12 protein-coding genes and 3 tRNA genes are annotated in these 13,367 nt (G+C 66.9%); 5 read left to right on the forward strand and 10 right to left on the reverse strand.

All coding sequences use genetic code 11. The features are described 5' to 3' along the window. Positions 1-58: 58 nt before the first annotated feature. The 5 genes from AC5P78_RS01455 to AC5P78_RS01475 all read right to left on the reverse strand — a co-directional run bounded on the left by AC5P78_RS01455 (position 59) and on the right by AC5P78_RS01475 (position 3,531). Complete coding sequence (locus tag AC5P78_RS01455; protein WP_049395300.1) at positions 59-1,849, reverse strand: acyl-CoA dehydrogenase C-terminal domain-containing protein; 1,791 nt, start codon at positions 1,847-1,849, stop codon at positions 59-61. Positions 1,850-1,914: 65 nt separating this feature from the next. Next, entirely contained in the window at positions 1,915-2,391 is a 477-nt protein-coding gene (locus AC5P78_RS01460; RefSeq protein WP_049395301.1) for an LEA/WHy family protein, read from the reverse strand. Positions 2,392-2,560: 169 nt separating this feature from the next. Beyond that, positions 2,561-3,112, reverse strand: coding sequence for a lipocalin family protein (locus AC5P78_RS01465; RefSeq protein WP_049395302.1), 552 nt, complete (start codon positions 3,110-3,112; stop codon positions 2,561-2,563). 194 nt (positions 3,113-3,306) lie between these two features. Further along, a tRNA-Phe gene (locus AC5P78_RS01470) sits at positions 3,307-3,382 on the reverse strand. A gap of 73 nt (positions 3,383-3,455) precedes the next feature. Then, positions 3,456-3,531: transfer RNA gene (locus AC5P78_RS01475), tRNA-Phe, on the reverse strand. Positions 3,532-3,868: 337 nt separating this feature from the next. Here AC5P78_RS01475 and curA point away from each other — a divergent pair. Next, positions 3,869-4,894 (forward strand): NADPH-dependent curcumin/dihydrocurcumin reductase, encoded by a 1,026-nt coding sequence (curA, locus tag AC5P78_RS01480; protein ID WP_012480862.1) that lies wholly within the window; start codon positions 3,869-3,871, stop codon positions 4,892-4,894. A 73-nt stretch (positions 4,895-4,967) separates the two neighbouring features. Here the strand turns inward: curA and AC5P78_RS01485 are convergent, their stop codons facing one another. Beyond that, positions 4,968-5,810: a bifunctional transcriptional activator/DNA repair enzyme AdaA gene (locus tag AC5P78_RS01485; RefSeq protein WP_049395564.1), complete on the reverse strand. Its 843-nt coding sequence runs from the start codon at positions 5,808-5,810 to the stop codon at positions 4,968-4,970. 132 nt (positions 5,811-5,942) lie between these two features. On the opposite strand from AC5P78_RS01485, the gene AC5P78_RS01490 reads away from it, so the two are divergent. Beyond that, positions 5,943-6,704, forward strand: coding sequence for an SDR family oxidoreductase (locus AC5P78_RS01490; protein ID WP_049395563.1), 762 nt, complete (start codon positions 5,943-5,945; stop codon positions 6,702-6,704). Positions 6,705-6,808: 104 nt separating this feature from the next. Then, positions 6,809-6,982: a hypothetical protein gene (locus AC5P78_RS01495; protein WP_005414043.1), complete on the forward strand. Its 174-nt coding sequence runs from the start codon at positions 6,809-6,811 to the stop codon at positions 6,980-6,982. A gap of 61 nt (positions 6,983-7,043) precedes the next feature. Here the strand turns inward: AC5P78_RS01495 and AC5P78_RS01500 are convergent. The 4 genes from AC5P78_RS01500 to AC5P78_RS01515 form a co-directional block, all read right to left on the reverse strand. After that, a tRNA-Ala gene (locus AC5P78_RS01500) sits at positions 7,044-7,119 on the reverse strand. Between the two features lie 94 nt (positions 7,120-7,213). Then, a complete protein-coding gene (locus AC5P78_RS01505) occupies positions 7,214-8,140 on the reverse strand; it encodes an alpha/beta hydrolase (protein ID WP_049395562.1) in 927 nt (308 codons plus the stop codon). Further along, positions 8,130-9,023: an alpha/beta fold hydrolase gene (locus tag AC5P78_RS01510; RefSeq protein WP_049395561.1), complete on the reverse strand. Its 894-nt coding sequence runs from the start codon at positions 9,021-9,023 to the stop codon at positions 8,130-8,132. Before AC5P78_RS01510 ends, AC5P78_RS01505 begins: the two co-directional genes overlap by 11 nt. A gap of 21 nt (positions 9,024-9,044) precedes the next feature. Further along, positions 9,045-10,100, reverse strand: a complete 1,056-nt coding sequence (locus AC5P78_RS01515; protein ID WP_138969930.1) for a sugar phosphate isomerase/epimerase family protein — start codon at positions 10,098-10,100, stop codon at positions 9,045-9,047. Positions 10,101-10,201: 101 nt separating this feature from the next. On the opposite strand from AC5P78_RS01515, the gene AC5P78_RS01520 reads away from it, so the two are divergent. Together AC5P78_RS01520 and AC5P78_RS01525 are read left to right on the forward strand one after the other, a co-directional pair. Continuing rightward, positions 10,202-10,783 (forward strand): TetR/AcrR family transcriptional regulator, encoded by a 582-nt coding sequence (locus AC5P78_RS01520; RefSeq protein WP_099490306.1) that lies wholly within the window; start codon positions 10,202-10,204, stop codon positions 10,781-10,783. A 208-nt stretch (positions 10,784-10,991) separates the two neighbouring features. Continuing rightward, positions 10,992-13,322 (forward strand): TonB-dependent receptor, encoded by a 2,331-nt coding sequence (locus AC5P78_RS01525; RefSeq protein ID WP_049395557.1) that lies wholly within the window; start codon positions 10,992-10,994, stop codon positions 13,320-13,322. Positions 13,323-13,367 lie beyond the last annotated feature (45 nt).

Consider the following 13,367-nt stretch of genomic DNA (forward strand, 5'->3'; position numbering starts at 1 on the left):
CTATTGCGGTTGCCGGCCAGCGGCCGGCACTACCGCGGGTGCCGGGCGGCAGCCCGGCTCAGGCGCCGAAGCGCTCGTCGTCCATCGCCATCAGCGGGGCGGCGCCGGCCTGGATCGCGGCGGCGTGGCTGAGGGTGCGCGGCAGCACACGGGCGAAGTAGAAGCGAGCGGTTTCGCGCTTGCCCTTGGCGAAGGCGGCGCCGTGCGCGCTGGCGTCGGCGGCGGCCACGCTGCGGGCCCACCAGTAGGCCAGCACCACGTAGCCCGAATAGAACAGGTAGTCGTAGCTGGCTGCGCCCAGTTCGTCCGGATTGCCGGCCGCGCGCTGCAGCACGTCCAGGGTCAGCTTGCCCCATTCGGCGGACTTGGCGCGCAGCGGGCCGATGAACTCGGCCAGCGCTTCGTTGCCCTCGTGTTCCTTGGCGAAGGCTTCGATCTCGGCCAGCATCAGCTTCAGGCCGGCGCCCTGGCTGGAGGCGGTCTTGCGGCCGATCAGGTCCAGCGCCTGGATACCAGTGGTGCCTTCATACAGCGTGGTGATGCGCGCATCGCGGGCCAGCTGCTCCATGCCGTGTTCGCGGATATAGCCGTGGCCACCGAAGCACTGCAGGGCGTTGTAGGTGTTCTCGATGCCCCATTCGGTCTGGCAGGCCTTGGAGATCGGGGTCAGGAAGCTCACCAGGGTATCGGCGCGCTCGCGCTCGGCGGCGTCCTCGGCGTGATGGGCAACGTCGATCAGGGTGGCGGCGTGCAGGGCCAGCAGGCGGCTGCCCTCGACCAGCGACTTCACCGTCAGCAGCATGCGGCGCACATCCGGGTGCACCAGGATCGGGTCGGCCGGCTTGTCCGGGAATTTCGCACCGCTCAGGGCACGCGACTGCAGGCGTTCACGGCTGTACTTCAGTGCGTTCTGGTAAGCGCGCTCGGACAGGCCGATGCCCTGAAGGCCGACGCCCAGGCGCGCGGTGTTCATCATGGTGAACATGGCCTGCAGGCCCTTGTGCGGCTGGCCGACCAGGTAACCCTGCGCACCGTCGAAGTTCATCACGCAGGTGACCGAACCCTTGATACCCATCTTGTGCTCGATCGAGCCGCAGCGCAGTGCGTTGCGCTCGCCGACATTGCCCTCGCGGTCGACCTTGAACTTGGGCGTGACGAACAGCGAGATGCCCTTGGCGCCCGGAGGGGCGTCGGGCAGCTTGGCCAGCACCAGGTGCACGATGTTTTCGGTCAGGTCGTGTTCGCCGGCGGTGATGAAGATCTTGGTGCCGGTGATCGAGTAGCTGCCATCGGCGTTCGGCTCGGCCTTGGTCTTCAGCAGGCCCAGGTCGGTACCGCAGTGCGGCTCGGTCAGGCACATGGTGCCGGTCCAGCGGCCCTCGATCAGCGGCTTGAGGAAGGCCTCGTGCTGCCAGGCCTCGCCGTGCTGCTTCAGCGCTTCGATGGCGCCGTGCGAGAGCAGCGGGAAGTTGCCCCACGCCAGGTTGGCGGCGTTGATCATTTCGTTGAGCGGCACGCCAAGGGTGTGCGGCAGGCCCTGGCCACCCAGTTCCGGCGAGGCGGTCAGGCCGGTCCAGCCGCCATCGACGAACTGGTCGTAGGCCTGCTTGAAGCCGGGCGGGGTGGTCACTTCACCGGTGGCCTGGTCGAGCACGCAGCCGATCTCATCGCCAACGCTGTTGAGCGGGGCCAGCACGGTGGCGCTGAAACGGCCAGCTTCTTCCAGCACGGCATCGACCACGTCGGCGGTGGCGTCGGTGAAGCCCAGGCGGGCGAACAGGGGTTCGACCTTGAGCACGTCGTGCAGGGCGAAACGGAGGTCGGAAAGCGGGGCGGTGTAGCTGCTCATCGGTACGTCTCGATTTGATCAGGGCAGGGGAGAGCGGCGCCAGGCGCCGCGACGGAAGGTGGAAATCAGCGCAGCACGCCCGGCAGGCCCGGGGCCTGGTTGAGGGTGCTGCGGCTGCTGATATCGAAGCTGCGCTGCTTCTTTTCCTGCGGCGTGGCCGCGACCGTTCCCTTCAGGCCATAGGCCAGGGTGCGGTTGCCGGCCAGTGCATCGGCCACCACCAGGCGTGCGGCCGAACTGGGCACCAGGTCGACATTGATGACATCCGCGGAGGTGCCGCCGATGGAGATACCGGGCTTGGCCTGCAGGGTGCCGGCGTCGCTGTCGCCGACGGTCAGTGCCAGCGAGACGTCATCGAAGGTCATCGGCATGGAGCTGTAGTTCTGCAGGCGCAGGGCCACGGTCCAGTTGCCGTCGGCGCGTACGGTCAGCTGCTGCAGGCTGGCCGCCGGTTCCGAAACACGCTTGACGATGCCGTTGCCGCAGGCGGCAAGGGCGAGGGTGCTCAGGACGATCAAGGCGATACGGAAGCGGTGGAGCATGGGCGCAGGTCCTCTGGAGGCGGTGCGTTGGAATAAGCATACTACGGCGTATGGTCGTTTGGATCGCCTGTGGCGAGCCGTCGCAGAGGGTAGCGCGTGAAGATGGCGGCGGGGCGTGCGCAGCGCTGGATCTTCGGGCGCACGGTGCGCGTACGGATTGAACTGCGGCTCAATCGGCGGGCGTATCGCGAAGCGGGGCCATCAGGCGCAGCGGGCGCAGGTCGTAGCCCATGGCTTCGGCTTTTTCCTTCAACTGCTCGAACCGGGCGCGATCCATTTCCGGCAGGCGCGAGAGGATCCACAGGTACTTACGGTCCGGTTCACCGACCAGGGCCCACTGGTAGTCCGGGTCCAGCGCCAACACCCAGTAGTCGGCCCAGACCAGTGGCACCCAGCTCAGCCAGTCCGGAACGAAGCGCACCTGCAGTTGGCCGGGATGGCCAGCCACCGGGCGTGCAACGCCTTCGGCGATCACGCGTTCTCCGTTGGCGTTGCGGCAGGCATTGGTGACACTGATGCGTCCATCGCGGCGCAGCCCGTAGTTGGCGGTGATCTCGCCGACGCACTGCTTCTGGAATGACACCGGCAGGTGAGCGATCTCGTGCCATTGGCCTGCATAACGGTCGATGTCCAGCGTGTCGACTGCACGCAGCGGTTCGGCGGCAATCACCGGGGCGGCGGCCAGCAGCAGGCAGGCGAGCAGGGTGGGGCGCAATTGCATCGGCAGGCTCCGGCAGGAATCTGCAGCGTAGGTGCCGCGGCGGGTACCGGTGTAAATGTTTCGTCAACCAGACGGCGGTGGCCCGGCATGGATCGAGGGCATGGAAGGGGCCAGCGCCAGGTAGATCCACGCCATGCGTGGATGGCAGGCCGCACGCAAAAAAAAAGACCTGCATTTCTGCAGGTCTCTGAAGATGGTGGCCGAAGACGGAATCGAACCGCCGACACGGGGATTTTCAATCCCCTGCTCTACCAACTGAGCTACTCGGCCAAATTGTGTGGCAACCGTGATCAAACCCGGTTTCCGGAAAAAAAAGACCCGCATTTCTGCAGGCCTTCGAAAGTGGTGGCCGAAGACGGAATCGAACCGCCGACACGGGGATTTTCAATCCCCTGCTCTACCAACTGAGCTACTCGGCCACATGTTTCGTTGCAGCGAGGTCGCTGCCAAGGACGCGTATATTACGGAGGTCGGCTGCCTTCGGCAAGCGTTTTGCCAAGATTTCTTCACATTGCCGTCTGCGGGCTCGCAAGTGCTTGATCCTCCGTTGTGGGACGGGGGCGTGGTCAGTCGATCATCGTCTGCGGTGGAAATCAGCAGATCGCCGCGATCGCCAAAGCTGCAAGGCCAAGGGCTGCGCCCGGACCCGCGCCGCGCTGGTCCATGGAACGCTGTTTTCATGGCCGTTGCCGGCGATCGTTGCAGCGTAGTGTCGGCATTCCTTTCCTGATGCTGGCAACAGCAGAGCCGGTCACCATGTCCGATTCCCTCGCTACCTCCCGTATCGTGCTGGCCTCGCGTCCGCAGGGCGCACCAAGCGCGGCCAACTTCCGCCTGGAACAGGCTGCGCTGCCGGCATTGGGGGATGGCGAAGTGCTGCTGCGCAACCGCTACCTGTCGCTGGACCCGTACATGCGTGGACGCATGGACGAGGGCCCGTCGTACGCCGCGCCGGTGGCGGTGGGCGCGGTGATGGAAGGGCAGACCGTGGCCGAGGTGCTGCAGTCGAACGCCGAGGGCGTAACCACAGGTGAGTTGGTGCTGGCGCCGGGTGGCTGGCAGACCCATGCGGTGCTGCCGGCCAAGGCGCTGGGGCGTCGGCTGGATCCGGCCGGCCTGCCGTTGAGTACCGCGCTGGGGGTATATGGCATGCCCGGCTTCACCGCCTATTCCAGCCTGCACGAAATCGCCCGTTTGAAGCCGGGTGAGACGCTGGTGGTGGCTGCCGCGACCGGGCCGGTGGGCGCGACCGTCGCCCAGCTGGCCAAGCTGCAGGGCGCGCGCGTGGTCGCCATCGCCGGTGGCGAAGCCAAGCGTGCCTACCTGCAGACGCTGGGCGTGGACGTGGCGCTGGATCATCGTGCGGCCGACTTTGCCGAACAGCTGCGCGCGGCGGTGCCCGCGGGCATCGACGTGTATTTCGAGAACGTGGGCGGGCACGTGCTGGATGCGGTGCTGCCGCTGCTCAACGACTTCGCCCGCATTCCAGTGTGCGGCACCATCGCCACCTACAACGAGCGGGGCATCGAGCAGCCCGGCCCGGACCGGTTGCCCGCACTGTTCAGCCAGATCCTGCGCCAGCGCCTGACCGTGCGTGGTTTCATCGTGCACGACTTCAACCACCTGTGGCCGGACTTCGAACGCGAGATGCGGCAGTGGCTGCGCGAAGGTCGCATCCAGTACCGCGAGGATGTGGTGGAAGGGCTGGAGAATGCGCCGGAGGCGTTCTTTGGGCTGTTGCAGGGGCGCAACTTCGGCAAGCTGGTGGTGAAGCTGGATTGAGGGCTTGGCGGCGTGCCGACCAAGGTCGGCACCTACCGGAAGCTGAGCGTGCCGATCAAGGTCGGCACCTGCTTCAGGCAGTCGAGGCCTTTTCCCGGCGCAGCAGTTCGCGCTTGCGCGCTACGCCCCACGCATAGCCGGACAGGTCGCCGTCGCGGCGCACCACGCGGTGGCAGGGCACCGCCACCGCCAGCGGGTTGCTCGCGCATGCGCGGGCCACCGCACGGCTCGAGCGCGGGGCGCCGATGCGCGCGGCGACATCCGCATATGAGGCGGTCTGCCCGCGCGGAATCTGCTGCAGTGCCTGCCACACCCGTTGCTGGAACGCGGTGCCGCGGATATCCAGCGGCAGCGTGGCGCCGCGCGAAGGATCCTCGACCAGGCCTACCACCTGTGCCACCAGTTGCTCATAGCCCTGGTCGGCACCGACCAGTTCGGCCTGGCGGAAGCGTTGCTGCAATGACTGCAGCAGTGTCTCCGGATCGTCGCCGAGCAGGATCGCAACCACGCCGGTGGCACTGCTGGCCACCAGCACGCTGCCCAGTGAGCTTTCGGCAAGCGCGAAGTGGATGACTTCGCCGCGACCACCTGCGCGCCATTGCTTGGGCGTCATGCCCAGCAACTTCGGTGCGTTCTCGTAGAAGCGCCCACTGGAACCGAAGCCGGCATCGTGGAAGGCATCGGTGATGCGCTCCTGTTGTTCCAGTCCGGTGCGCAGGCGGTCGGCGCGCAGCGCGGCGGCGTATTGCTTGGGGGTCAGCCCGGTGGCCTGCTTGAACATACGATGCAGGCGCGTCGGGCTGCAGCCGGCGATGTCGGCCAGCTCCTGCAGCGAAGGTTCGTCGAGGCTCGCCTGAAGGTGGCGGCAGACCCGTTCGACGCGGGCATCGAAGGCGGTGGTGGCGGTACTGTCCATGGCCGGATTCTGGCACGTGCCGGTTCTGCGGAAACTCCGTTTCCTGCACCGACGGGCCAGGCCCGGAAACGGAGTGTCGGCAGGGGAGAGGCGCGGCATCGTGGCGGCCACTTCACAACCGGTACTGCCACCATGCGCCTGAACAACAAGATCGCCCTCATCACCGGAGCCAGCGCCGGCATCGGCCGCGCCAGCGCGCTGCGCTTCGCCGCCGAAGGGGCGAAGCTGGTGCTCAACGCACGGCGGCCGGAGCCGCTGCAGGCGCTGGCCGAGCAGATCCGTGCCGCCGGCGGCGAGGTGGTGGTGCATGCCGCCGACGTGGCGGATCCGGCCACGGCCCCGGCACTGGTCGATCTGGCCCGGCAGTCATTTGGTGGCCTGGACATCGCGCTCAACAATGCCGGCATGCTCGGGCCGGGCGTGCCGGCAGCGGAGTTCCCGGTGGACGCCTGGCGCGAGGTGATGGCGACCAATCTGGATGCCGCGTTCCATGCCGCACGTGCGCAGTTGCCGGCACTGCTGGCGCGCGGCGGCGGCTCGCTGGTGTTTGTTGGCACTTTTGTCGGCCACACCGTGGGCTTCCCCGGCATGGCGGCCTATGCGTCGAGCAAGGCCGGGTTGATCGGCCTGAGCCAGGTGATCGCCGCCGAATACGGTGCGCGCGGCGTGCGCAGCAACGTGCTGCTGCCCGGTGGCACCGATACCGAGATGGGCCGGCAGGCGGCACCGACCGGCGATGCGCGCGACTTCGTGCGCTCGCTGCACGCACTGAAGCGCATGGCCGAGCCGGAGGAGATCGCCAACGCGGCGCTGTTCCTGGCCAGCGACGAAAGCAGTTTCGTTACCGGCACCGCGATGCGCGTGGAGGGCGGGGTGTCGATCACGCGGACCTGAGTGCGCGGCTGCACGCGGCGTTGGCGGCAGGTTGACCTGCGGCTTACCCGGCAGTCTCTAGCGTGGAGGCCAGCGCGGGCTTTCCGCCGGCGAGGGAGTGTTCGATGAACGTGCGCAGCAACCGCCAGAACGATCCGAAGCAGGGCGTGCAGGAAAGCCGCCAGGACAGGAAGCAGGACGATGTGGCCAGGCAGCGGCCGGGGCAGCGCGATCAAGAGGTGCGCGATACGCATTCGCGCAGCCCGCAGCGCAAGGATGGCGGCCAGGAGCCTGCCTGAGCCAGCACCCGGAAAAGAAAAAACCCGCAGATCGCGAGGATCTGCGGGTTCTTCTGAAAAGTGGTGGAGCCAAGGAGGATCGAACTCCTGACCTCGTCATTGCGAACGACGCGCTCTCCCAGCTGAGCTATGGCCCCACGGCAGGGTTTCAGTGTAGCGCTGCCTGCCGGGCTTGCCAAGCGCCGGGCCGGGACGGTGGTCGCGCCGCGTCGGCTACCGCCCCTGACTGGTTCAGGACAGGGCCCGGCGCAGCAGCGCGCCGGCACAATGTGCCGCCACGTCGGTGCTGGCACTGACCGCGTGCAGGTGGATGCAGGCATGGATCATCCCCGGCAGCCGCTCGAGCGTGCAGTCGACACCTGCCGCCTGCAGCCGCCGTGCGTACTGTTCGGCCTCATCACGCAGCGGGTCGTGCTCGCAGCTGAGTACCGAGGCTGGTGCCAGTCCATGCAGATCCGTTGCATGGGCAGGCGAGGCCAGTGCCGGCGGTGTGGCAGGATCACCGAGATAGGCCTGCCAGCAACGCTGCATCAGTTCGGCGCTGAGGTAGTAGCCACTGGCGTACTCGCGATAGGAGTCGCTGCCCATGCCGGCATCCAGTGCCGGGTACATCAGCAACTGGTGGCGTGGCTGCGGCAGGCCGAGATCGCGCAGCCGCAGGCAGCAGGCGGCTGCCAGATTGCCGCCGGCACTGTCGCCACCGATCGCCAGCCGCTGTGGGTCCAGCCCGAGGCGCCTGGCGTTGTCCTGCAACCAGTGCCAGGCGTCGGCGACGTCATGCAGTGGAACCGGGAACGGATGTTCCGGCGCCAGCCGGTAGCCCACGGCGACAATCACGCAGCCGCCGGCATTGGCCAAAGCGCGACAGGGACCGTCGTAGACCGCCAGCGAACACTGGAACCAGCCGCCGCCATGCGCGAACAGCAGGGCCGGCGCCGGTCCATCGGGCAGCCCTTCCGGTGTGTAAAGGCGGACTTCCAATGCATGCCCGTCGCGTGCGATCACCGCATGTTCGATCACATGCGCAACCGGCTGCGGCGCGCCCTGCAGCTGGGGCAGCGCGCTCTCGCTGATCGCACGCAGTTCCCGCAGGTCGTCGGGCAATGGCTGCGACGCCACGGCGTCGACGAACTGCTGCAGCGCCGGTTCAAGCTGCATGGTGTGCCTCCTGCAGGAACGGCAGCAGCTGTGCAAGGAATGCCTGCGGCGCTTCTTCCATGATGAAATGGCCGCAGCCCGGCACGATGCTGCCGCGCACGTCATCGGCATGTGGCTGCAGGGTGAGCATCGGCGCATCGGCGGTGGCGTGCTCGGCGCCGATGGCCAGCACCGGCATCGCCAGCCGGCGCTGCGCACGTTCCTTGTTCTGGCGGATGGTTTCCGGAATCGCGCGGTACCAGGCGAAGCCGGCCCGCAGTGCGCCGGGGCGGCTGTAGGCGGCGATGTAGGTATCGGCAGCCACCGCGTCGCGGCGGTACGACCAGCGGTCGAACATGAATTCCAGGTAGGCGCGCTCGCGACCGCTGATGAGTGCCTCGGGCAGGTCGGCCACCTGGTTGAACATGAAATGCCAGAGGAAGATGTTGTCGGCCGGTGCGGCGAAGATGCCCGGTTCCGGCGCCAGGCCGGGAATCACCGCTTCGGTGACCGCCAGTTGGCGCACCGCCTGCGGCTGGTCGCTGGCCAGTGCATAGGCGATCCACATGCCGATGTCATGGCCGACCACCTGGTAGCGCTCGTGGCCCAGCGCCCGCATGGTCTGGTGCAGGACGGCGGCGGCACTGCCGGTGTCGTAGCCGTGGGCAGGGCGGTCAGATTCGCCGATGCCCGGCGGATCAACCGCGATGGCTTCGAAACCGGCCTGGGCCAGGGCGTGCAGCACATGGCGCCAGGCATACCAGGTCTGCGGCCAGCCGGGAATCAACAGCACCGGTTCGCCGTGGCCGGCGGAGACGCAATGCACGCGCTGGCCATCGATGCGCAGGTAGTGGTGGCGCAGGGCGTCGTCGCCGGCAGCGCCAGCGGGAAGGGAAGGGGTCATGGGGGAGTGCTCCGTGGGGGCTCAGGCGATGCCGAGCATGTGCTGCATCTGCGCGATGCTGATCGGAGCACCGGCGAAGTCGTCGAAGATCTTGTCGGTGACCGGAATGATGTGGTCGCGGATGAATGCAGCGCCTTCGCGTGCACCGGCTTCCTGGTCCTTCAGGCAGCACTCCCACTCCAGCGTCGCCCACCCCTGGTAGTCGTACTGGGCCAGCTTGGAGAAGATCGACTTGAAGTCGACCTGGCCATCGCCCAGCGAGCGGAAGCGACCTGCACGTTCGGTCCAGTCGGCATACCCGCCATAGATGCCTTGGCGGCCGCTGGGGCGGAACTCCGCATCCTTGACGTGGAACATGCGGATCAGCGGGTAGTAGATGTCCAGGTACTCCAGGTAGTCCAGCTGCTGCAGCACGAAGTGGCTGGGATCGAACAGGATGCGGCAGCGCTGGTGCTGACCGACGCGCTCGAAGAAGCGCTCGAAGCTGGTGCCGTCATGCAGGTCTTCGCTGGGATGGATCTCGTAGCAGAGGTTGATGCCGTTGTCCTCGCAGGTATCGAGGATCGGCCGCCAGCGTCGTGCCAGCTCATCGAAGGCCGCGTCGATCAGGCCCGGCGGGCGCTGCGGGAACGGGAACAGGTAGGGCCAGGCGAATGAGCCGGAGAAGGTGCCCATGTCCTGCAGGCCCAGCCGGCGGGAGGCACGGGCGGCCAGGTGCAGTTGCTGCTGCGCCCATTCGCTGCGCGCCTTCGGGTTGCCGCGCAGTGCTTCCGGCGCGAAGCCATCGCAGAGTTCATCGTAGGCCGGATGCACGGCCACCAGCTGGCCGAGGATGTGGGTGGTGAGCTCGCTGACCTGCAGACCGTGCTCAGCCAGGGTGCCGCGGATGTCGTCGCAGTAGTCCTGGCTGTCGGCGGCGGTGGCCAGGTCGAACAGGCGTGCATCCCAGGCCGGGATCTGCAGTGCCTTGAAACCGTGGCCAGCGGCCCACTCGGCAATGCTGGCAAGTGAGTTGAACGGGGCCTGGTCGCCGGCGAACTGCGCCAGGTGCAGGCTGGGGCCCTTGAGGGTCTGCATGTGTTGCTCCAATTGTTTGTCGGTCGACAAAGAATAGGCGCGACCCTCGCGATGGTCAACACCCGCGTTACACTGCGCGCCTCACTGGAGCAGGCAGGCAGATGGCAGGGCGACCGCGCGAATTCGACAGGGACCAGGCGTTGCGCAAGGCGATGCTGCTGTTCTGGCAGCACGGCTATGAAGGCACGTCGATGTCGGCACTGGTCGAAGCACTGGGCATCGCCTCCGCACGCATCTACGCCGCGTTCGGCAGCAAGGAGCAGTTGTTCCGCGAAGCCGTCGCGCTGTACGAGGAAGGCGAGGGCGGCTTCGCGCCGCGCGCGCTGGAGCAGGCCACGCTGCGTGAGGCGATCGGCTCCATGCTGCGCGAAGCCGTGCTGACCTACACCCGACGTGGGCGGCCGCACGGCTGCCTGGTGGTGTCCTCGGCCAGCAGCGTCTCGCCCGATGGCGAAGGCGTGCGGGACTGGTTGGCCAGCCATCGTCGCCAGCGTACGGCGGCGATCATCGCGCGCCTGCAGCAGGCGCAGTCCGAAGGGGAGCTGGCCGGCGATGTGGCGGTGCAGGCACTGGGCGATCACTTCGCTACGGTGCTGCACGGCATTTCGGTGCAGGCCCGTGACGGCATCAGCCGCGAGCGCCTGCTGGCGATGGTCGATGTCGCGTTGACCCCGTTGCCCTGAGATCCGGGGTCAGATCCGTTCTCCCTTGGGAAACGGATCTGACCCCAGGCGGTGCTGGCTGACTGTGCCGAAACCGCTTGTTTCGCCGGGTTTGGGGGTCGCGCAACGAAATCGTAACAATTTGGGGGATAATGGCCGCTTGCGCAGTTTTCCCCCTTTTTGCCGCCCGGCCCGCGCAGGCCGCACGGACGCCTCCTCAGAGCATTTCATGCCCTCCCATTCCGATTCCCGCCGCCTGTCGGGTATGTCGTCTTCCTTCGTTTCCTTCCGCCGCCATCCGCTGGCCCTGGCCTGTGCCGGCCTGGCTCTGGTCGGCAGCTTCGGTGCCGCCGCGCAGGACAGCGCGCCGACCCCGACCGGGCTGGACACGATCACCGTGACCGCCGAACACCGCGAGCAGAACCTGCAGGAAGTGCCGGTCTCGGTGGGCGTGGTGCAGGGCGAGCGCATGCGCGACTTCACCGCCGGCGGCGATGACACCCTGCTGGCGCTGTCCGGCCGCGTGCCGAGCCTGTATGCGGAAACCACCACCGGCCGCATCTTCCCGCGCTTCTACATCCGTGGCCTGGGCAACATCGACTTCTACCTGGGTGCCTCGCAGCCGGTGTCGATCATCCAGGACGACGTGGTGCTGGAGCACGTGGTGCTGAAGTCCAACCCGGTCTATGACGTCGACCAGGTGGAAGTGCTGCGCGGCCCGCAGGGTTCGCTGTTCGGCCGCAACACCACCGCCGGCATCGTCAAGTTCGACACCCTGAAGCCGACCCAGGATTACACCGGCCGCGTCAGTGCCAGCTATGCGACCTATAACAGCGTGTCGATCGACGGCGGCTTCGGCGGCCCGATCAACGACATCGCCTCGTTCCGCGTGTCGGCCCTGTACCAGCACCGCGACGACTACGTCGACAACACCTACCGCGGCCCGAGCGCCGACGGCACGGTCAGCCCAAAGAAGAACGCCATGGGCGGCTTCGATGACCGCAACGTACGCGCGCAGCTGCTGCTGACCCCGAGCGACCAGTTCTCGATCCTGGCCTCGGCCCACGCCCGTGATTACGAGGGCACCTCGACCCTGTTCCTGCGCGGTGCGCTGACCAAGGGCTCGAACAAGACCGACGTGCCGCGTGACAAGGTCGCCTACGACGAAGCCGACAACAACCCGCAGGCCTACAAGACCTACGGCGGTTCGGTGAAGGCGCGTTATGACTTCGGCGCGATCGACTTCACCTCGATCACCGCCTACGAAACCACCTCCGGCTACAGCCGCGGCGACACCGACGGCGGCGCCGCGGTGAACTTCCCGGTCAACGGCGTGCCGAACGGCTACGGCCAGTCGATGGGCCGCATCCGTGACCTGGACCAGTGGACCCAGGAATTCCGCCTGGCCAGCCATGATGACAGCGCCCTGCAGTGGCAGGCCGGTGCGTTCTACTTCAACGGCAGCGACACCACCGACTTCTACCAGCGCGCGTGGTTCCTGCAGGGCGCGGCCCGCAATCCGAACAACTGGGTGCGCCTGCGCAACAAGAACACCTCGTGGGCCGGTTTCGGCCAGCTGAGCTACGCCTTCACCGACAAGTTCACTGTCACCGCCGGCCTGCGCCAGACCAAGGACGAAAAGCACACCCGCCTGCTGAAGACCGCTGACACTGCCGCTGGCGTGGTCACCTACAAGGGCCGCACCGACGTCAGGATGTCCGACACCACCCCGAGCTGGGATCTGAGCGCGATGTATCAGATCACGCCGGACGTGAGCGTCTACGCCAAGGTCGCGCGTGGCTTCCGCGGCCCGACCATCCAGGGGCGTTCGGCGGTGTTCAACGCCGATTTCACCACCGCCGATTCCGAGACCATCCTGTCCTGGGAAGCGGGTGTGAAGAGCAGCCTGTGGGACAACCGCCTGCGCCTGAACGCTACCGCGTTCACCTACACCGTCAACGACATCCAGCTCAACGGCAACGATTCGGACGGCAATGGCGTGCTGTTCAATGCCGACAAGGCCAAGGCCTACGGTTTCGAAGCGGACATGGAGCTGCGCCCGATCCCGAACCTGACCCTGAGCGCCGGCCTGAGCCTGCTGCACAGCGAGATCAAGGACAAGCGCGTGTATGCGCAGGTCTGCGGCCTCAACGGCCAGGTGGTCTGCACCGTCGGTGACCCGACCATCAAGGTCGGTGCCAACACCTTCGCCCAGATCGACGGCAACCCGCTGCCGAACGCGCCGAAGTACAACGTCAACCTAGCCGCCCGCTACGACTTCCCGGTCAGCGACGCGGGCACCATGTTCGTGTCCACCGACTGGAACAAGCAGGGTTACACCAGCTTCGTGCTGTACGACAGCAAGGAGTTCAACTCCAAGGGTGACTTCGAGGGTGGCCTGAAGATCGGCTACTCGGGCAACTACGGTGCCTACGAAGTGGCGCTGTTCGCGCGCAACATCACCAATGAGAAGAACCTCAAGGGCGTGATCGAGAACTACATGGCCGCGGTCTACAACGAACCGCGTACCGTCGGTGTCTCGCTGAACATGAACTGGTAATGCGCTGTCGCGATGGCGGGGCATCCCGCCATCGCACTGCTGGAA

Source organism: Stenotrophomonas sp. YJH_SMC_133 (assembly GCF_059370655.1).

What these genes read in the sequence shown, in the direction of transcription:
- AC5P78_RS01455 (WP_049395300.1), bottom strand. Translation starts at nt 1,849, where the DNA reads ATGAGCAGCTACACCGCCCCGCTTTCCGACCTCCGTTTCGCCCTGCAC.
- AC5P78_RS01460 (WP_049395301.1), bottom strand. Translation starts at nt 2,391, where the DNA reads ATGCTCCACCGCTTCCGTATCGCCTTGATCGTCCTGAGCACCCTCGCC.
- AC5P78_RS01465 (WP_049395302.1), bottom strand. Translation starts at nt 3,112, where the DNA reads ATGCAATTGCGCCCCACCCTGCTCGCCTGCCTGCTGCTGGCCGCCGCC.
- curA (WP_012480862.1), top strand. Translation starts at nt 3,869, where the DNA reads ATGTCCGATTCCCTCGCTACCTCCCGTATCGTGCTGGCCTCGCGTCCG.
- AC5P78_RS01485 (WP_049395564.1), bottom strand. Translation starts at nt 5,810, where the DNA reads ATGGACAGTACCGCCACCACCGCCTTCGATGCCCGCGTCGAACGGGTC.
- AC5P78_RS01490 (WP_049395563.1), top strand. Translation starts at nt 5,943, where the DNA reads ATGCGCCTGAACAACAAGATCGCCCTCATCACCGGAGCCAGCGCCGGC.
- AC5P78_RS01495 (WP_005414043.1), top strand. Translation starts at nt 6,809, where the DNA reads ATGAACGTGCGCAGCAACCGCCAGAACGATCCGAAGCAGGGCGTGCAG.
- AC5P78_RS01505 (WP_049395562.1), bottom strand. Translation starts at nt 8,140, where the DNA reads ATGCAGCTTGAACCGGCGCTGCAGCAGTTCGTCGACGCCGTGGCGTCG.
- AC5P78_RS01510 (WP_049395561.1), bottom strand. Translation starts at nt 9,023, where the DNA reads ATGACCCCTTCCCTTCCCGCTGGCGCTGCCGGCGACGACGCCCTGCGC.
- AC5P78_RS01515 (WP_138969930.1), bottom strand. Translation starts at nt 10,100, where the DNA reads ATGCAGACCCTCAAGGGCCCCAGCCTGCACCTGGCGCAGTTCGCCGGC.
- AC5P78_RS01520 (WP_099490306.1), top strand. Translation starts at nt 10,202, where the DNA reads ATGGCAGGGCGACCGCGCGAATTCGACAGGGACCAGGCGTTGCGCAAG.
- AC5P78_RS01525 (WP_049395557.1), top strand. Translation starts at nt 10,992, where the DNA reads ATGCCCTCCCATTCCGATTCCCGCCGCCTGTCGGGTATGTCGTCTTCC.